Here is a 19,307-nt window from a genome sequence, read left to right on the forward strand (position 1 = left end):
CCACACTCCATTAGGGCCCGAGGCGTTTAGGGCTCGAGCAGGCGGCGAACGACGGCGTCGGCCAGCAACCGGCCCTGAAGCGTCAGCCGCACCCGCCCGCGCACGGCCTGGGCGCCGTCGATCAGGCCCTCGGCAATCAACCCGGCCACTTCCCGCCGTCCCTGCGGGCCCAGCTCCGCGGTCGCCAGCCCGTCGATGATCCGGGTCTGCAGCATGACATGCTCCAACTGCCGGGTTGCCTCGTCCAGGGTTTCGCGGCCGGCGGCCGGCGACTCCCCCGCGGCCAGACGGCCGGCATAGGCAACCGGATGCTTCACATTCCACCAGCGCACGCCGCCGACATGGGAATGGGCCCCCGGCCCGGCGCCCCACCAGTCGTCGCCGTGCCAGTAGGCGAGGTTGTGCCGGCAGCGGTCCGCCTCGGTCCGGGCCCAGTTGCTGACCTCGTACCAGCCGTAGCCGGCCGCCGCCAGCCGCTCGTCGGCCAGCTGGTACTTGGCTGCATGGTCGTCGTCGTCGATATCCGGCACCTGGCCGCGGCGGATCTGGGCAGCCAGCCGGGTGCCATCCTCGACGATGAGCGCGTAGGCCGAGACGTGGTCCGGTCCGCAGGCGATCGCGGCCTCGAGGCTGGCTTCCCAGTCCTGCAGGGACTCCCCCGGGGTGCCGTAGATCAAATCCAGGCTGACCTTCAGGCCAGCGTCGCGGGCCCAACGCACTGCCTCGGGCACCCGGGCCGGATTATGCGTGCGGTCCAGCACCTTCAGCACGTGCGGGACGGCGGACTGCATGCCGAAGGAGATCCGGGTAAAGCCGGCGTCTGCCAACAGCTGCAGGGACTCGGGCGTGACCGAGTCCGGATTGGCCTCGGTGGTTACCTCCGCGCCAGGTTCCAGCTGCCAGAGCCGTCGGGCCCGGTCCAGGATCCGCGCCAGGTCCACCGCGGGCAGCAGCGTGGGCGTGCCGCCGCCGAAGAACACCGTGGACAATGGGCGCGACGGCACCCCCGACTGCTCCAGGACCCGGGCGGCCAGGTCCAGTTCGCCGCCGACGGTACCTGCGTACTCATCCTGGGCCGCGCCCGGACCAAGCTCGGTGGCTGTGTACGTATTGAAGTCGCAATAACCGCAGCGCACGGCACAGAACGGGATGTGGACATACAGGCAGAAGCGCCGGCCGCCCGCGCCGCTGCCCGCCTGGGCCGGCAGCACGCCGTCGGCCGGGGCCGGATCCCCCACCGGAAGAATGCTAGGCACGGGCACCGCCGGTCCTGCGCGGGCCCCCGGTGGAGACAGGGTGGAACGTCACTTCTTGCTTTTGTCCTTGGGCTCGTCGGAAGACAGCGCGGCGATGAAGGCCTCCTGCGGGACCTCCACCCGGCCGACCATCTTCATGCGCTTCTTGCCTTCCTTCTGCTTCTCCAGCAGCTTGCGCTTGCGCGTGATGTCGCCGCCGTAGCACTTGGCGAGCACGTCCTTACGGATGGCGCGGATGTTCTCGCGGGCAATGATGCGCGAACCGATGGCCGCCTGGATGGGTACCTCGAACTGCTGGCGCGGGATCAGTTCGCGCAGCTTGGAGGTCATCATGACCCCGTAGCTGTAGGCCTTGTCCCGGTGGGTGATGGCGCTGAAGGCATCCACCTGTTCGCCCTGCAGCAGGATGTCCACCTTGACCAGGTCCGCGACCTGCTCCCCGTCGGCCTTCCAGTCCAGCGAGGCGTAGCCGCGGGTCTTGGACTTGAGCAGGTCGAAGAAGTCGAAGACGATCTCGGCCAGCGGCAGGCGGTAGCGCAGCTCCACCCGGTCCTCGGAGAGGTAGTCCATCCCCTTCATGTCCCCGCGGCGCGACTGGCAAAGCTCCATAATGGCGCCGACGAATTCGTTCGGCGCAAGGATGGTCGCCGAGACCATCGGTTCGCGGACTTCGGACACCTTGCCGTCCGGGTATTCGCTGGGATTGGTGACGGTCAGGACCTTCTTGTCCTCCAGCGTCACCTCGTAGACCACGTTCGGGGCGGTGGAGATCAGGTCAAGGTTGAATTCACGTTCCAGCCGTTCGCGGACGATCTCCAGATGCAGCAGGCCGAGGAAGCCCACCCGGAACCCGAACCCGAGAGCCGCGGAGGTTTCCGGTTCGTAGATCAGCGCCGCATCGTTGAGCTTGAGTTTGTCCAGTGCGTCGCGCAGGACCGGGTAGTCCGTGCCGTCGATCGGGTAGAGGCCCGAAAAGACCATGGGCTTGGGGTCAGCGTAGCCGCCGAGGGACTCTGCGGCAGGCCGGGCCAGATTGGTGACGGTGTCGCCGACCTTGGACTGGCGCACGTCCTTCACACCGGTGATCAGGTAGCCGACCTCGCCCACGCCCAGGCCGTTGGTTGGTGTCGGTTCCGGGGAACTGACACCAATTTCCAGCAGCTCGTGGCTGGCCTTGGTGGACATCATCTGGATGCGTTCGCGTGGCGAGAGCTTGCCGTCCACCACGCGCACATAGGTGACGACGCCGCGGTAAGTGTCGTACACCGAGTCGAAGATCATCGCCCGGGCCGGGGCGTCGGCATCGCCGACCGGCGCCGGCAAGTCCCTGACGATCTTGTCCAGCAGCGCCTCGACGCCTACGCCGGTCTTGCCCGAGACCTTCAGCACGTCCGCGGGGTCCCCGCCAATGAGGTTGGCCAGTTCAGCCGCGTACTTCTCCGGCTGCGCGGCCGGCAGGTCGATCTTGTTAAGCACCGGAATGATGGTCAGTTCGTTTTCCATCGCCAGGTACAGGTTGGCCAGCGTCTGGGCCTCGATGCCCTGCGCCGCGTCCACCAGCAGGATGGCGCCTTCGCACGCGGCCAGTGAGCGGGACACCTCGTAGGTGAAGTCCACGTGCCCCGGAGTGTCGATCATGTTCAGGGCGTAGGCGGTGCCGTCCACTTCCCACGGCATGCGCACGGCCTGGGACTTGATGGTGATGCCGCGTTCGCGCTCGATATCCATGCGGTCCAGGTACTGGGCGCGCATGTCCCGCTGCTCAACGACGCCGGTGAGCTGCAGCATGCGGTCCGCCAGTGTCGACTTCCCATGGTCGATGTGGGCGATGATGCAGAAATTCCTGATGATCGCCGGATCAGTGGCGGCGGGCACCGGTGCGGTGCGTGCCATGGGTGACAAAGGAGCTCCCTAAATCTTGTGATGGCGGCCGGCCGGCCGCGCCCGGCGCGTGAAGTGGCCACTGCCGAAATTACGGTGGATTCAACTCGATTTAACAGTGTCCCACGCGCCGGGACCAATCCTCCAACAACCGAGCGGAAACTTCGCCGGCAGGTAGCGTTGATCCATGGCATTCGATTCAAAGAAACTGGGCCGCCTCCTGAAGGGAGCCGCGGACATGCTCAAGGCTGCCGGCGCACCCAAGGCCGGCACGCCGAAGACCCGCACCGCCGGGACCGGTACCGCCAAAACGCCGACGGCGACGGCCGCGGGCAGGCGGACGACGACGCCGCGGCCGGCAGCCAGGCCAGAGGCGAAGCCGGCACCGCAGCCGGCCGAAAGGCCGGCGGCTCGCGGGGCGGCGGGCCAGCTGAGCTCCCCCTACCCCGGGGATTTCCGCGGCCGGGCCAAGGCCAGCTACGCACCCAAACCCGACGGCGACCCGGATCCCGGCGAGGTGGTGTGGACCTGGGTACCGTTCGAGGAGGACTACAGCCAGGGCAAGGACCGCCCGGTGCTGCTGATCGGCCGCAGCGGCCAACGGCTGCTCGCACTGATGCTGACCAGCAAGGACCGCAACAACGGCAGCCGCCGGGACGAAGACTATTTGGACGTCGGCACGGGACCATGGGATTCCAAGGGCCGGCCCAGCGAAGTCAAGCTGGACCGGATCCTGCAGATCGACCCGCGGGACATCCGCCGTGAGGGATCGGTGATGAACCGGACGGCCTTCGCCCAGGTGGCCAAGGCGCTGCAACAACTTCACGGCTGGTCCTGACCTGCGAAACCGCTGCGGGTCCGGACGGGATGCACTGCATCCCGAGCCGGAAGCGCTACAGCGCAAATCGGGCGGCGACACGGCATGGATTCCGCCGCTGGTCTGCTAATATTTATAGCTGTGTGTCCGCGCAGGTCGACGGGCACCCCGGATCGGCTGCCATTACGGTGCCCCACGCCGCTCAGTCAATAGTTGGTCCGGCATGCCCTCACCAGACCAGTCCGCATTACAAAGAGAGTTTAATAAGTGGCCAATATTAAGTCCCAGAAGAAGCGCATTCTCACCAATGAGAAGGCCCGCCAGCGTAACAACTCGATCAAGTCCGAGTTGAAGACGGCTATCCGCGCGGTAAACACCGCCGTCGGTGCTTCCGACAAGGATGTCGCTGTCCAGGCTCTGGCCAAGGCCGGCCGCAAGCTGGACAAGGCTGTTAGCAAGGGGGTTATCCACAAGAACAACGCCGCTAACCGCAAGTCCGCCATCGCCAAGAAGGTCAACGCCCTCTAAACCGATGCCCAGCCATCGTGCTGGACCCCTGCTTTACGGCTGAAGGCCGCCGCCCGGACCGGGCGGCGGCCTTCAGCCTTTCATCAGCACCGGTGCCGGCAGCTGCAGCCGAACCCCGCAGACGCCGTCTACCGGGTGGTCAGATTGCAGGCCGCGCCCGCCCTGCCCGCCCGGCCCGCCGTTGCGCAAGGCCCGTGTGGGTCAGCTTGTCCTTGTCTTCAAGCTCGAGCCTGCTGACCTCCGGCAGCAGCGCCGCGACGAACCAGAACGACAGGGCAGCGAAGAACGCGAAGCCGGCATAGACGAAACCCAGCCCCACAGCCTGGCTCAGGACCGGGAACAGCAGGGTCACCAGGAAGTTGAAGATCCAGTTGAAGGCCGCAGCCAGGCCGAGCGCCAGACCGCGCATCTTGTTTGGGAATACCTCGCCAAGGACAACCCACATGACCGGACCCCAGGTCGCGGCGAAGAAGATGACGAACACGTTGGCACCGACCAGGGCGACGGCGCCCCAGGGTGCCGGCAGGCTGATCGAGCCCCCGGAGCCGGTGGCCTGCGAGAAGGAGATGGCCGCCGCCACAAGCCCGGCGAACATACCCACCGAACCGACCAGCAGCAGCTTCTTCCGTCCGACGCTGTCGACGAAAAAGATCGCCACGAAGGTCAGCAGCACGTTGATCACGGAGGTGATGACCGAGGTGACGAAGGAGTCACTTTGGCTGAAGCCCACGGACTGCCAGAGCGTGGTGGAGTAGTAGAAGATGGCGTTGATGCCCACCAACTGCTGGAAGGCCGCCATGCCGATCCCGATCCACACGATGGGATGCAGTCCCAGAGCGTGTCCGCGCAGGTCACGGTAGGTAGCGCGGCGTTCGTGTTCGAGGCTCTCCTCGATCTCGGCCCGGCGCCGTTCCGGGTCGGGCGAACCGGTAGTCTCCCGGATGACCTTGAGGGCCTCCTCGTTCCGGCCCTTGCGGATCAGGAACTGTGGCGACTCCGGAATCTCCAGGGACAGGATCCCGTACACCGCGGCCGGGACGATCCCAACCATCAGCATCCAGCGCCAGGCCGGGAGGCCGAACCACAGGGTCGCGTCGGCACCGCCGGCGGTCCCGGCCAGAGCCGCGTCCGAAAGCAGCGCCAGGAAAATGCCCACGGTGATAGCCAGCTGCTGCAGCGAGCTAAGCCCCCCGCGTTTGTGTGCCGGCGCTATTTCGCCGATGTAGGCCGGGGCAATGACCGAGGCGATGCCGATGGCCAGGCCGCCGACAACCCGCCAGGCCATCAACTGCCATTCCGCGAACGCCAGCCCCGCACCGAGGGAACTGACGACGAAGAGGACCGCAGCCACCACCATGACCACCTTGCGGCCCCAGACATCGGCCAGTTGGCCGGCGAACCATGCCCCGACGGCACAGCCGAGCAGAGTGATGGCCACAGTGAAGCCCAGCGTTGCCGCGCCCAGGTTAAACGTGGATTGGATGGAGTTGACCGCCCCGTTGATGACGGCGGTGTCGAACCCGAACAGCAGCCCCCCGAGGGCCGCGGAAATCGCGACTGCCAGGACTTTCCCCTGATGGGATGGCGCTCCGGAGTCCGGTTGGGCAAGATTCCCGTGTGCATGCGTGGCCATGGCTCGACAGGCTTTCCGGCCCCTCTGGCGGGCGGGCCTGCAGCGAAGCCGGGACCATTGGCTCCTGTGAGGCCTGGGCTGCCCGGCTGGAGAGCGGGCGTTCATCGGAGCGGGGCGTCGGCAGTCGGGACAGTTACAACCATTGTCCTCGCCCCGGCCGCAGCGGGCAATGGACGGAGCGGGGTTCAGCGGCCGGCGCTGGCGGCGATGACGGTCACGGCGTGTTCGACGGCGTACTCCGGGTCCTTGGCCGCCCCTTTGACCTGGGCATCGGTTTCCGCCAGCAGCCGGATACACCGGGCCAGCGATTCCGAATCCCAGTGGCGGGCATCCTTGCGCGCCTGCTCGAACTGCCAAGGCGCCATGCCCAGATCCTTGGCCGTGACCGAGGCACCCTTGACCTTCGCAATCTGCCGCAGCTTCAGGGCGAGCACGGCGACAATCGGCACCGGGTCCAGCCCGGTGGCCAGGGCATGGCGCAGCGTGGCCAGTGCCTGGCTCCCCCGCCCCGAGACGGCCGCGTCGGCCACCTTGAAACCGGTGGCCTCGACCCGGCCGCCATAGTATTTGTCCACGGTTTCCTCGGTGATGCTGCCCGTGGTGTCGGAAATCAACTGGGCGCAGGCCGCGGCCAGGTCCGGCAGCGACGATCCGACGGCGGCTACGAGGGCCTGCGCGCCACCCGCATCGAGGCTGCGCCGGGCGTCCTTGAACTCGCGGCGGACGAAATCCAGCTTGTCGCTGTCCTTTTTCAGGGCCTGGCAGTCCACCACGGGGGCGCCCGCGGCCTTGACTGCGTCGAGCAGTTTCTTTCCGCGCACCCCGCCGGCGTGGTGGAGCACCAGGACGGTGTCATCGGCGGGCGAGCGGAGATAGGCCAGTGCATCCGTGAGGAAGTCATCGCTCATCTGGGCCAGCGCGGACACCTCGATCAGCTTCGCCTCACCGAACAGGCTGGGGCTTGCTGTCATGGCCAGCTCCCCCGCCGTGTAGGCGGAGGCGTCCATCATGGTCAGCTCCACGTCAGGCTGCTGGCCGCGGACCAGGGTGCGCAACCGCTGCCGGGCCCGCTGCGCCAAGTACTCCTCCGGCCCGCTGACCAGCACAACCGGGGCAGGCACCACCTCGCGCCACGAGACGGTACCCGGGGCCGTGCCGCCGGCCGTTTTGCCACCCGCGACCTTGGACGCCTTGGATGTCCGGGATGCCGGGGTCGGGTTCAAGCCTGGTTCCTCCTCTGTCCGGCATGCCGATGCATGCCCCGCCATCTACAGTGTCACGGCGCCGCGCCAAATCCCAAGCCGGTTCAGCGCAACGCGGCGATTTCCAGCCTTCCACCGTCCGCGGACAGCAGGATGGTCCCGAGCAGGTCGGTCCGGAACACCGGGACCTGCTCCCGCTCCAGGGCGGCGAGGATCTCCGGGGCCGGGTGTCCGTAGTCGTTGCCGCGGCCTGCCGAGATGACCGCAGCCTTGGGCCGCAGCGCCTGGATCAACCGAGAACCGCCATTGCGCGCGCCGTGGTGGCTGATCTTCAACACGTCGACCGCCGGCAGGGCCGGACCCAGCCGGGCCAGGAGCGCGGCGGCCGCCTCACTCTCCAAGTCTCCGGTCAGCAGCATCGTCAGCGCTGCTCCGGGACCGGAAGCCGTGTCCACACGCAGCACCAGGCTGGCGTCGTTTTCCTCCGGCGGTGGCCTGCCCGCACCCGGCCAGAGGACCTCCCAACGGAGGCTGCCGTAGCTTCCGGCCATCCCTGCGCTGCCCCGCTGTGCGGTGGCTCCTGCGTCCGCCAATGTTTCCACTACCGGGTCTGGAAGTTCCGCCCGGGAACTGCCGACGAGGACGGTACCCACCTTCCGGTGGTCCAAAGCCCCGGCGAGGCCGCCGTAGTGGTCCAGATGCATATGGGTCAGTACCAGAAGCTCGATCCGGTCCACCCCGAGCCGGCGCAGGCAGCGGTCCATCGGGGCTGGCTCCGGCCCGGTGTCCACCACCACCGCACTGCCCTCGCCGGCGTTGAGCACGAGGCCGTCGCCTTGGCCAACGTCGCAGACGGCCAGCACCCACTTCGGGGTTTCGCCGCCGCGTGCGAGGACGGCAACTGCAATACCTGAAGCTGCGGCGGCAAGGCCCAGCAGTCCCAGGAGCAGGGCGGTGCGGTGCCGCGCAGATCCGTGGCGGATACCCGCAGGGATGGCCGCGCCGCGGTGCGGCAAAAGCCGGCCTGCATGAGCCCGGCGGCGGTGCTGCAGCCAGGCTGCGGTTCCACCCGCGGCGCTCCGGTGCCACGCCGCCGGCAGACGCGAGCCGAGGAACAGCAGCGACAGCACCAGCAACCCGGCCAGCAGGGCCAGCACAGCGCCGGGGACCCCTTCCGGCCACGGAAAGGAGGCCGCCGGCCAGACGGCCACCATGCGCGCCACGAGGCCCACCCAGAGGCAGAGTCCTCCCGCCAACTGGACCGCGATGGAGGCCATCCAGGGCCACACCGGTGCCAGCATGACTGCGGCCATGCCGGAAATGGTCACCACGGGCACCACCGGCGCCGCCAGGACGTTGGCCGCGACGGCGTACAGCGGCAGGCCCGGCTGCAGCATGACCACTACCGGGGTACAGAACACCTGTGCCGCCAAGGGCAGGCTCAGCGCATCTGCCAGCAACTTCGGCAGGAAGCGCTGCAGCCAGCGGGAACAGCGTTCGCCGAAGAGGACCAGGCCCAAGGTGGCCAGCACCGAAAGCAGGAAGCCATAGCTTGCCGCCAGCCACGGATCGGCCAGCAGCAGGACGATCACCGACAGGCACAGGAAGGCCAGCGACGCCCGCCGCCGGCCGGCCAGGAGCGCGAATACCCCGATGGATCCCATCGCCGCCGCCCGCAGGACGCTCGGTTCCGGCCGGACGAGGATGACAAAACCACCCAGCGCCACCAGCCCGAGCAGGCCGCGCAGCGGCCGCGGCAGCCGGCAGAGCGCGGCCAACAGGTAGACGGCGCCAAGAACGTATGAGCAATTGGCCCCGCTGACCGCCATCAGGTGCGTCAGGCCGGCGATCCTCATGGCCTCGGCCAGGTCTTCGGGCTGTTGCGAACGGTCCCCGAGCACCATGCCCGGCAGCAGTGCCCGTGCATCGGGCGGCAGCGTGCCGGTACTGCCGATAAAGGCCTCACGGAGGGCATTGACCGCGGCGGCGACGGGCGGGACACCCACGCGGCGGAACCCGGTGGAGGCGATCAGGAGGGCTTCCACCGGCCCCGCTCCGGCGCGGACCAGCTTTCCGGCAGCGGCGAGCTCGTCCCCGTAGCGGGCCTGCGCCCAGGAGGAATCACCGATGAGCAGGACCGGAGTCGCCGCCGCGAACCGCCGCCCGCCGAAGGTCGCCTGGTGTATCTCCGCCCGGAACTGGTACCTGGCCGCCGCCCCGGGGAACTTTCCTGCACGGCCGGTGCGGGCCGCATCAGCGTGAGCCGTCAGCCGCACGGTGACGGTGGCGCCGGCGTCCACGGCCTGGCGGATTGGGCCGCTGAGCCGCTCCGCCTGCCTGATGCCCAGGACCAGGGCCGCCAGTGCCGCGGCACTGCACAGGACCAGCCCAGTGGCCCGCAGCCAGCCGCCCGACGGCCGGAACACCATGCGCAGGAGCATGGCCAGTACCGCGGCGAAGAGCAGGGCAGCCAGGACGAAGGCCGTGCCGCGCGGTGCATGCGGCAGGCCGAGGGCTGTGGCCCAGCAGACGCCGGCGGCCGCCGCCAACCGGAAATCCAGCGTCACCGCGCCGCTACCGGTGGCCGGCCGGAACCCCGCACGGGCACGGACGGCGGCCGCCAGCAGGGCCGGGCCGTGCAGGTGTGTCCGGGCCGGTGAGGTGCCGGCCGGCAACGCACCGCCAGCCGTGTTTCCTGCCGCAGGTGCCCGGGCTTCCGCTACCGGCCCGGCGCTGGCCGCGTCGGCAAAGCGCCGCCACGGCGCGGACCGGCTCATACCGTCACCAGGTCCAACAGCCCGTCGAGCAGCCCTGGGCCGATTCCGGGTACCGCGTCCAGATCCGCCGGGCTGGCAAACGCGCCGTGCTGCTGCCGGAAGTCGACGATGCGGCCGGCCAGCACCGGGCCGATTCCCGGCAGGGAGGTCAGTTCCTCGGCGCCGGCTGTGTTGATATTGATTTTGGCCGCGGCCGGGGTGCCTGCTCCCGGCGGCGGGACCTGTCCATCAGCCGGTGGCCCCGATCCGCCCGGCACCGCCTGCTGCGGGCCGGGCGGCGGCTGGCCCGGGGCGGGGACGAAGATCTGCTGGCCGTCCGCCACCGGCGCGGCCAGGTTCAGGGCCGAATCGTCCGCGTTCTTCGTGGCTCCGCCAGCGGCCGCCAGGGCCTCGAAGACCCGCGCCCCGGCCGGCAGTCGGACAATGCCCGGCCTGGCCACGGCCCCGGCGACGTGGACCACGAGCATCGCCGCAGCGGAAGCCCCCGGCGGCGCGGTTCCGGGCGGTTGCGGTCCGGACCCACCGGCCGCAGGCGTGGATACCTGCCGCGAAGCCTGCTCCGGCGGCGTGGCCGGAAATGAACGGTCCGCTTGGTTCGGTGCTGCGCCGTCGGAGGCCAGCGGAACGCTGGCGACCACCTGGGCGACGTCGCGGTCCAGGTCCGCCCCCGCCACCCGCGCAATACCGGTGCCCAGCGCCGCGCCGGCGACCACCACGGCGGCGCCGGCGGCAATCCGGAACCGGATCCGGGCCGGTCGCGGCACGGGCAGGCCGGAACCGTCCCCGTGGTTAGCTGACGGATCGGAACTGCTGGCATCGGGCCCGGCTGCCCAGCGATGGCGCGCCATGGCACCACGCTACGAGTCGGCCGGCCTGTGGTGCGGCACAGGATGCGCCGTTGTGCACCGCCGCGGCCGGATGCCCGCTTGTGTAGATCAGGAGGCCTCCGGCAGCTGCGGGCCGACCACCACGGCCAGCACGCCCAGCCCGGTATGCGCGGCCAGCACCGAGGGCACCGGCGTGACCAGGACCGGGTCGCCCACATGGGCGGCCATTTGCCTGGCCAGCTCATTCGCCTCAGCGTCGTTGCCGAAGTAGTGCACCGCCAGCTGCGGCGGATAATCCAGCTGTTCGATCCGCCGGACGGCCAGCTGCTGGAGCCGGGCCTGGGCCTTGGCTGCGGTGCGGATCCGCTCCAGCGGCACGATGGCCCCGTCACGCACGCCGAGCAGGGGCTTGATCGCCAGCAGCGAGCCCAGCAGCCCCGCTGCCGCTCCGACCCGGCCGCCGCGGCGCAGCTGCTCGAGGCTGGGCACATAGAAGAACACGTCGCAGGCTGCCGCCGCGTCCCGCGCCCGCGCCGCGACCTCTTTGGCGCCGGCCCCGTTCTGCGCGGCGAGCACGGCGGCAATCACGGCGAACCCCTCGCCCATGGCCACGGTCCGGGAATCGACCACCTCCACCGGGATGCCCACGCCTGCGGCGGCCAGGCCGGCGGCCTCCACGGTGCCGGACAGTTCCGCCGAGAGGTGCACGGAGACGATCGCGTCGAAGCCCAGTGCCTCCAGCTCCTCGTAGGTGCGCCGGAACAGCCCGGGCGAGGGGCGGGAAGTCTTGATGTCCTTGCCCTCGGCCAGGCCCACCGACAGCACCATACGGATGTCATCGACGCCCTCGCCGTAGATCTGCCCGGAGATCATCACCGGCATCGGCACGATCCGCAGCCAGTCCGCCGTGTCCGGCTGCGCCACCCATTCCGGCGGCAGCGCCGCCGCCGAATCCGTGACGACGGCGACCCGGGGCCGGGCCGGCAGGTGGCGCTGGGCAGGCGCGTGGAGCAGCCTGCGGGACCGCTGCAGCAGATCCTCGAGCCAAGACACGGGCCGGGCCTCAGGCCGGAACGACGTTGACCAGCTTGGGCGCCCGGACGATCACCGTGCGGATGCCGCGGCCGTCCAGCGTCCGGACTACCTGCTCGGAGGCCAGGGCCAGCGCCTTGAGGTCTTCCTCGCTGATGTCCGCGGGCACCTGGAGCCGGTCCCGGACCTTGCCCTGGACCTGTACGACGGCGGTGACCGTGGCCTGCACCAGCAGGTCCTGCTCCACCTTCGGCCATTCGGCCGCGGCCACCGACGGCTCATGGCCCAGCGCGGCCCAGAGGTCCTCGGCCGTGTACGGCGCGAAAAGGCTCAGCAGGATGGCCACGGCTTCGGCGGCCTCGCGCACCGCCGGGTCCGCTCCGCCAGCCCCGGAATCAATCACCTTGCGGGTGGCGTTGACCAGCTCCATCAGGCGGGCGATGACCACGTTGAACTTATGGCTCTCCAGCAGTTCCTGGGCGTCGGCCAGGGTGCGGTGCGTGACCGAGCGCAGGTCCCGGTCCCCCGCCGCGGGATCGGTGCCGGCCGGGGAGGTGACGTCCTGGCCGAGCCGCCAGGCGCGGGCCAGGAACTTGGCCGAGCCCGACGGCGAGACATCGGCCCAGTCGACGTCGTCCTCCGGCGGGGAGGCGAACACCATGGTCAGGCGCACCGCGTCGACGCCGAACTTGTCCAGTTGCTCGCCCAGGTCCACGCCGTTGCCCAGCGACTTGCTCATCGCCTTGCCGCCGTTGAGCACCTGGCCCTGGTTCAGCAATGCGGAGAACGGTTCGTCGAAGTCCAACAGGCCCATGTCCTTGAGCACCTTGGTGAAGAAGCGGCTGTAGAGCAGGTGCAGGATGGCGTGCTCCACGCCTCCGACGTACTGGCCCACCGGCAGCCAACGCTTGACCGCGTCGACGTCGAACGGGCCTTCGGTGTACTCCGGGGAGGCGAAGCGCAGGTAGTACCAGGACGAATCCACGAAGGTGTCCATGGTGTCGGTATCCCGCATGGCTGCCCGGCCGCAGCTGGGGCAGGCGACATTGACCCAGTCCGCCGCGGCGGCCAGCGGCGAGGTGCCCTTTGGCGCCAGTGCCTCCCCGCGCAGATCCTCGGGCAGCTTCACCGGCAACTGGTCGTCCGGGACCGGCACCTCGCCGCATTCGGCGCAGTGGATGATCGGGATCGGCGCGCCCCAGAACCGCTGGCGGGACAGCAGCCAGTCGCGCAGCCGGTAGTTGACCGCGCCCTCGCCGGTGCCGGCGGCCTCGACCAGCTCGATCGCCCGGGCGATGCCCTCGGCCTTGGACAGGCCGTTGAGCTCGCCGGAATTGATCAGCGTGCCTTCGCCGGCGGTGGCGACGCCGGTCTCGGCCGGATCCTCCTCGCCGGTATCCAGCACGCTGCGCACCGGCAGGCCGAAGGCCTTGGCGAAGTCCAGATCCCGCTGGTCATGCGCGGGCACGGCCATGATGGCGCCGGTGCCGTAGTCCGCCAACACATAGTCCGCGGCCCAGACCGGCAACTTTTCGCCGTTGAGCGGATTGACCGCGTAGCGGCCCAGGAAGACACCGGTCTTCTCCCGCTCGGTGGACTGGCGTTCGATGTCCGAGAGCGCCTTGACCTTCTCCCGGTAGTCCATCAGCGCGTCGTGCTGCTCGGGGGTGACCAGGTCCAGCGCCAGATGCGCGTCCGCGGCGACCACGAAGAAGGTCGCCCCGTGCAGGGTATCCGGGCGGGTGGTGAAGACCGTGACATCGCGGGCCGGCCGGCTGTCGGCGGCCTCGATGACGAAGTTGACGTGCGCGCCCTCGGACCGGCCGATCCAGTTGCGCTGCATGGCCAGCACGCGCTCGGGCCAGTGCCCCTTGAGCTCCTCCATGTCCTCGAGCAGGCGGTCCGCATACTCGGTGATCCGGAAGTACCACTGGTTCAGGCTCTTCTTCGTCACCGGCGTGCCGCAACGCTCGCACATGCCGTTGACCACCTGCTCGTTGGCCAGCACGGTCAGGTCCTTGGGGCACCAGTTGACCGGGGAGTTCTTGCGGTAGGCCAGGCCGCGCTCATAGAAGCGCAGGAACAGCCACTGCGTCCAGCGGTAGTAGCCGGGGTCCGAGGTGTGCAGCCGGCGCGACCAGTCGGCGCTGATCGCGTAACGCTTGAAGGAGGCGGCCTGTGTCTCGATGTTGGCGTAGGTCCACTCGCTGGGGTGGGCGTTGCGCTTGATCGCGGCGTTTTCCGCCGGCAGGCCGAAGGAGTCCCAGCCGATCGGGTGCAGGACGTCGTAGCCCTTCAGCCGCCAGTAGCGGGCCACGACGTCGCCCATCGCGAACGCTTCGGCATGGCCCATGTGAAGGTCGCCGGACGGGTACGGGAACATGTCCAGGACGTAACGGCGCTCCCGGGAACCGTCGTCGGCCGGCGTGAAGACTCCAAGTTCCTCCCACACGGCGGGCCATTTGGCCTCTATCGCGGAGAAACTGTACTCGCTCTGCCCGGTCCCAGACTGCGTACTCACGTTGACTTGCCTCGTCCTCTTGGATCTCACTTGCTACGTTGCTGCTTTGCCTCAGACACACAAAAGCCCCTCTCCAGCGAGGGGCGGCCGCAGCACGTCGTGCGGGTTGGACGCGCCGGCGGCGGCCGGCACCTGCCTCGTCTGGCGGCTAGCTCAGCGAATGGGCAAACACGGCAATACTCTACCGCAGTCCGCCCCGCCCTATCCGACGTCGCCATCCACCCAGTCGAAGGTCCGGGTCACCGCCTTCTTCCACAGCCGCATCCGGCGGTCCCGCTCCGTCTCCTCCATCTGCGGCATCCAGCGCCGGTCCTCGGCCCAGTTGGCCGCCAGCTCCGCCAGCGTGGACCAGTAGCCGACGGCGAGTCCGGCTGCGTACGCCGCGCCCAGCGCGGTGGTTTCGGCCACCCGCGGGCGCACCACCGGGACCCCGAGGATGTCCGCCTGGAACTGCATCAGCGCGTCGTTGCCCACCATGCCGCCGTCGACCCTGAGCTCGCGCAGCGGCGCGGACGCATCGGCGTTCACCGCATCAAGCACCTCGCGGGTCTGGAACGCGGTGGCCTCCAGAGCCGCGCGGGCGATGTGGGCCTTGGTCACGAAGCGGGTCAGCCCCACCAGTGCCCCGCGGGCTTCGGCCCGCCAATAGGGGGCGAACAGGCCGGAGAATGCCGGAACGAAGTACGCGCCGCCGCTGTCCGGGACGGTGCCCGCGAGCGTTTCGGCCTCGGCCGCCGATCCGATAATGCCCAGGTTGTCCCGCAGCCACTGGATGAGCGAACCGGCGACGGCGATGGAGCCTTCCAGCGCGTACTGCGGCGGCTGCCCGTCCAGCCGGTAGGCCACCGTGCTCAGCAGGCCGTTGCCCGAGCTGACGATGTCCGGACCGGTATTGACCACGACGAAGCAGCCGGTCCCGTAGGTGTTCTTCGCGTCCCCCGGGCCGAAGGCGGCCTGGCCGAAGGTGGCGGCCTGCTGGTCGCCGAGAATGCCCGCCACCGGCACCATGCGCAGCAGTTGGGAACCATGGACCGTGCCGTAGACCTCGGCCGAGGAGCGGATGGCCGGCATCATGGCCGCCGGAATGCCGAATTCGGCCAGGATGGCCTCGTCCCACTGCAGGGTGCGCAGGTCCATGAACAGCGTCCGGGACGCATTGGTCACATCCGTGGCATGCACGCCGCCATCAGGCCCGCCGGTGAGGTTCCACAGCAGCCAGCTGTCCACCGTGCCGAAGAGCAGGTTCCCGTCCTCCGCCGCGGCGCGGGCGCCGGGAATGTTATCCAGAATCCATTTCAGCTTGGTACCGGAAAAATACGGCGTAAGCGGCAGCCCGGTCACCGCCCTGAACCGGTCCGGTCCGCCGTCAGCGGCCAGCTCGTCACACAGCTGCTGGGTGCGCACGTCCTGCCAGACGATCGCATTACACACCGGTGACCCGGTACGACGGTCCCAGACCACCGTGGTCTCGCGCTGGTTCGTCAGTCCGACGGCGGCGATGTCATGGCGGGTCAGCCCGGCCCGGGACAGCGCCACTGCCACCACTTCGCGGACGTTCTCCCAGATTTCCACCGGGTCGTGTTCCACCCACCCGGGCCGCGGCAGGAACTGCCGGTGCTCCTTCTGTCCGCTGGCCACCGGCCGGCCGGCGTGGTCGAACACCATGGCCCGGCTGGAGGTGGTGCCCTGGTCGATGGACATGACGAATTCCGGCATGCGCAAGAGCCTACCCGCCGAGGGGCCCGCCGCGAGCTTGCGAGCGGGGGGAGGCGGGGAGGCGCTACCGTTCGTTGCCGGCCCCGTGCGCTTCGCGCACGGGGCCGGCAACTCTCTGGCCGAGGGGCCCGCCGCGGGCTTGCGAGCGGGGGCGGGGAGGCGCTACCGCGGATGCACGTGCATTCTCCGGCGCACAGCAAAGATCGCAGCAAAGGTCGGTAGAGTCTTCCCTATGCGATCAGAGAAGGTGCAGCTCAATAACGGCGTGCTGATGGACCGGATCGGCTACGGACTGTACAAGGTGCCGCCGTCGGACGCCGAGGCGCTGTGCATCCAGGCCCTCGACGCCGGATACCGGATGCTGGACACTGCCGCGCTGTATGCCAACGAAGCCGGCGTTGGGCAGGCGGTCCACCGCTTCACCTCGGAACAAGCCGAGGCCAGCCGCGAGGACATCTTCATCACCACCAAGGTGTGGAACGACCAGCATGGCTTCGACGCCGCCCTGCGTGCCTACGACCATTCGCTCAAGACCCTGGCGCTGGACTACGTTGACCTCTACCTGATCCACTGGCCGCTGCCCAGGCTCGGCAAGTTTATTGACACCTACCGCGCACTGGAGCGGCTTTACCACGAGGGCCGGGTCCGGGCCATCGGCGTCTCCAACTTCAAGATCCACCATCTGGAGCAGTTGCTCGAGGCCACCGACGTCGTCCCGGCGGTGAACCAGGTCGAACTGCATCCCTGGCTGCAGCAGGCTGACCTGCGCGACTTCCACGACCGGCACGGCATCCGCACCGAGGCCTGGAGCCCGCTGGGCCGGGGAGCCGTGCTGGCCGACCCCGTGGTGCGGGAACTGGCCGGCCAGCTCGGCCGCACCCCGGCGCAGGTTGTGCTGCGCTGGCACCTGCAGCTGGGCAACATCGTCATCCCGAAGGCCAGTTCGAACGCCCGGATCCGCGAAAACCTCGATCTGGCCGGTTTCAGCCTGGACGAAGGCGCCATGCAGCGGCTGGCCGGACTCGAACGCAACGGCCGGATCGGCTCGGACCCGGACGAGGTGAACTAACCGGTGCCTTCGGTGCAGGAGCGCGCGCTCCGCCAGGTCCTGGACTTCCCGCACGGCCAGGCCAGCTACTGGGAATACCCGGCCGAAACCGGGCCCGATGCCCCTACCCTGCTGATGGTGCATGGCTTCCGCGGGGACCACCACGGCCTGGAACTGATGGCCCGGGCGCTGCCGGGGTTCAGGGTGCTGATCCCCGACCTGCCGGGGTTCGGCGAGTCCGCCCCGTTGACGCAGGGCCGGCACGACGTCGCCGGCTACGTGCGGTTCCTCCAGGATTTCGCCGCGGCGGCGGACCTGGGCCCGCAGACCTTGCTGCTGGGCCACTCCTTCGGTTCCATCATCGCCGCCCGGCTGGTGGCCGCGGCGCCGTCGGCCTTCCGCGCCCTGGTGCTGGTGAACCCGATCAGCGAGCCCGCCCTGAAGGGCCCCCGGGCAGTGGCCTCGCGGCTGGCGGAGTCCTACTACCTGCTGGCGGCGAAGCTGCCGGCGCGGGCGGGACTGTGGCTGCTGCGGCAACCGGTGATCGTGCGGGCGATGTCCCTGATGATGGCCAAGACCAAGGACCCGGCCCTGCGCCGGTTCATCCACGACCAGCACGACCGCTACTTCAGCGCCTTCGCCCACCGGGAGGTGGTTCTGGAGGCCTTCCAGGCCTCCATTTCCGACGACGTGGGTCAGGTCGCCGGCCGGCTTGCCGTACCGGTGCTGCTGGTTGCCGGTGTCAAGGACGACCTCGGGTCGGTAGCCAGCCAGCGCCGTCTGGCGGCCCTGATCCCGCACGCCCGGCTGGAGTTCATCCCGGATGTGGGACACCTGATCCACTATGAGGCACCTGCCGCCGCCGCGGCGCTGGTGGCCGGCTTCGCCGCGGGGCTGGACGCATGAAACTGGTCATGGACGCCCGCTTTACCCGGATCGACCAGGTCGACGGGATCAGCCGCTTCGGCGCGAACCTGATCGAGGCCGCCGCCCGGCTCGCCGACGTCACCATGCTGATTTCGGACGAACGCCAGCTCGCCTGGCTGCCGGACGTTCCGTGGGTGAAGATCAACAGCCCGCTCTCCCCCGCCGAACTCTTCGTGTCCCACCAGGTGAACCGGCTCGGTGCGGACGTGGTGTTCTGCCCGATGCAGACCATGGGCAGCCTCGGCCGGCGCTACGGGCTGATCCTGACCCTGCACGACCTGATCTACTACCGCCACCCCAAACCGCCCGGTTTCCTGCCCAAGCCGGTGCAACTGCTTTGGCGCCTGTACCACAAGGCCTACTGGCCGCAGCGGCTGCTGCTGAACCGGGCCGACGTCGTCGCCACGGTCAGCGCCACCACCCGCGCACTGATGGAGCAGGCCAGGCTGACCCGGCGCCCGGTGCGGATCGTCTCCAACGCCTCGGTCCCCCAGGGTGCGCCGCGTGATCCGGACGGACCGCGGGAGAAGACCCTGCTGTACATGGGTTCCTTCATGCCGTACAAGAACGTCGAGACCTTGGTCGCAGCCATGCCGCAGCTGCCCGGCTACCAACTGCACCTGCTCAGTCCGATCTCCGAGGCGCGGCGGCACGAGCTCGCCGCACTGGCGGTCGATCCGCAGCAGCTGGTCTTCCACAACGGCGTGTCCGAGGAAAAGTACCGCGAGCTGCTGCACAGCACCACGGCACTGGTCACGCTGTCCCGGGACGAGGGCTACGGTCTGCCGCTGATCGAGGCGATGGCCGCTGGCACACCGGTGGTGGCCAGTGACATCCCGATCTTCCGCGAAGTCTCCGGCGGGGCAGCGCTGCAGGTGGACCCGATGGATCCGGCCGCCTTTGCCGCGGCCGTCCGTCAGCTCGAGGCGGATGCGCGCTGGCGCCGGGCCTCGGTAGACGGGGTGCTGCGCGCCGCCGGCTACGACTGGGACACCTCCGCGGCTCAGCTGCTGGAGGCCGCCGAAGCGGTGCTGCACCTGCGCTCAGCCCCGGCCGACCCCGCCCCGCCCCGCCGGCTCGCCCGATAGCCCCACCCCACCCCCGCACCACCCCATCGGCTTGCCACTTAATCCCCTTCTCAG

General features: G+C 69.3%; 14 protein-coding genes. 5 read left to right on the forward strand and 9 right to left on the reverse strand.

What is annotated here, in order from left to right; all coding sequences use genetic code 11:
• Positions 1–26 precede the first annotated feature (26 nt).
• The gene (gene hemW / locus LVY72_RS09920; protein WP_237820331.1) at positions 27–1,256 is read right to left on the reverse strand and encodes a radical SAM family heme chaperone HemW; all 1,230 of its coding nucleotides are present in this window, start codon (positions 1,254–1,256) and stop codon (positions 27–29) included.
• A gap of 48 nt (positions 1,257–1,304) precedes the next feature.
• Positions 1,305–3,158 (reverse strand): translation elongation factor 4, encoded by a 1,854-nt coding sequence (lepA, locus tag LVY72_RS09925; protein ID WP_237820333.1) that lies wholly within the window; start codon positions 3,156–3,158, stop codon positions 1,305–1,307.
• Positions 3,159–3,324: 166 nt separating this feature from the next.
• On the opposite strand from lepA, the gene LVY72_RS09930 reads away from it, so the two are divergent.
• Together LVY72_RS09930 and rpsT are read left to right on the forward strand one after the other, a co-directional pair.
• Positions 3,325–3,975, forward strand: coding sequence for a type II toxin-antitoxin system PemK/MazF family toxin (locus tag LVY72_RS09930; protein WP_237820335.1), 651 nt, complete (start codon positions 3,325–3,327; stop codon positions 3,973–3,975).
• A gap of 246 nt (positions 3,976–4,221) precedes the next feature.
• Positions 4,222–4,482: a 30S ribosomal protein S20 gene (gene rpsT, locus LVY72_RS09935; protein WP_237820337.1), complete on the forward strand. Its 261-nt coding sequence runs from the start codon at positions 4,222–4,224 to the stop codon at positions 4,480–4,482.
• A gap of 139 nt (positions 4,483–4,621) precedes the next feature.
• Here the strand turns inward: rpsT and LVY72_RS09940 are convergent, their stop codons facing one another.
• The 7 genes from LVY72_RS09940 to glpK form a co-directional block, all read right to left on the reverse strand.
• Positions 4,622–6,115 carry a sugar porter family MFS transporter gene (locus LVY72_RS09940; RefSeq protein WP_237820339.1) on the reverse strand — a complete coding sequence of 498 codons (1,494 nt, stop codon included), beginning with the start codon at positions 6,113–6,115 and terminating at the stop codon, positions 4,622–4,624.
• A gap of 185 nt (positions 6,116–6,300) precedes the next feature.
• Positions 6,301–7,239, reverse strand: a complete 939-nt coding sequence (gene holA, locus LVY72_RS09945) for a DNA polymerase III subunit delta (RefSeq protein ID WP_237820383.1) — start codon at positions 7,237–7,239, stop codon at positions 6,301–6,303.
• A gap of 182 nt (positions 7,240–7,421) precedes the next feature.
• Positions 7,422–10,094, reverse strand: coding sequence for a ComEC/Rec2 family competence protein (locus LVY72_RS09950; RefSeq protein WP_237820341.1), 2,673 nt, complete (start codon positions 10,092–10,094; stop codon positions 7,422–7,424).
• A complete protein-coding gene (locus LVY72_RS09955) occupies positions 10,091–10,942 on the reverse strand; it encodes a ComEA family DNA-binding protein (protein WP_237820343.1) in 852 nt (283 codons plus the stop codon). Before LVY72_RS09955 ends, LVY72_RS09950 begins: the two co-directional genes overlap by 4 nt.
• A gap of 87 nt (positions 10,943–11,029) precedes the next feature.
• Positions 11,030–11,974, reverse strand: a complete 945-nt coding sequence (locus LVY72_RS09960; protein WP_237820345.1) for a DegV family protein — start codon at positions 11,972–11,974, stop codon at positions 11,030–11,032.
• Positions 11,975–11,984: 10 nt separating this feature from the next.
• The gene (leuS, locus tag LVY72_RS09965) at positions 11,985–14,474 is read right to left on the reverse strand and encodes a leucine--tRNA ligase (RefSeq protein ID WP_237820347.1); all 2,490 of its coding nucleotides are present in this window, start codon (positions 14,472–14,474) and stop codon (positions 11,985–11,987) included.
• Positions 14,475–14,675: 201 nt separating this feature from the next.
• The gene (gene glpK, locus LVY72_RS09970; RefSeq protein WP_237820349.1) at positions 14,676–16,190 is read right to left on the reverse strand and encodes a glycerol kinase GlpK; all 1,515 of its coding nucleotides are present in this window, start codon (positions 16,188–16,190) and stop codon (positions 14,676–14,678) included.
• Positions 16,191–16,422: 232 nt separating this feature from the next.
• On the opposite strand from glpK, the gene LVY72_RS09975 reads away from it, so the two are divergent.
• From LVY72_RS09975 to LVY72_RS09985, 3 genes are read left to right on the forward strand one after another with little or no spacing between them, the layout of a single operon-like run.
• Positions 16,423–17,259, forward strand: a complete 837-nt coding sequence (locus tag LVY72_RS09975; RefSeq protein WP_237820351.1) for an aldo/keto reductase — start codon at positions 16,423–16,425, stop codon at positions 17,257–17,259.
• A gap of 3 nt (positions 17,260–17,262) precedes the next feature.
• On the forward strand, positions 17,263–18,144 hold the full coding sequence (locus LVY72_RS09980; RefSeq protein WP_237820353.1) for an alpha/beta fold hydrolase: 882 nt from the start codon (positions 17,263–17,265) through the stop codon (positions 18,142–18,144).
• On the forward strand, positions 18,141–19,253 hold the full coding sequence (locus LVY72_RS09985) for a glycosyltransferase family 4 protein (protein ID WP_237820355.1): 1,113 nt from the start codon (positions 18,141–18,143) through the stop codon (positions 19,251–19,253). The genes LVY72_RS09980 and LVY72_RS09985 overlap by 4 nt, the downstream gene beginning before the upstream one ends.
• The last annotated feature ends 54 nt before the right edge of the window (positions 19,254–19,307 follow it).

Source organism: Arthrobacter hankyongi (genome assembly GCF_022012395.1).
Lineage (GTDB): Bacteria > Actinomycetota > Actinomycetes > Actinomycetales > Micrococcaceae > Crystallibacter > Crystallibacter hankyongi.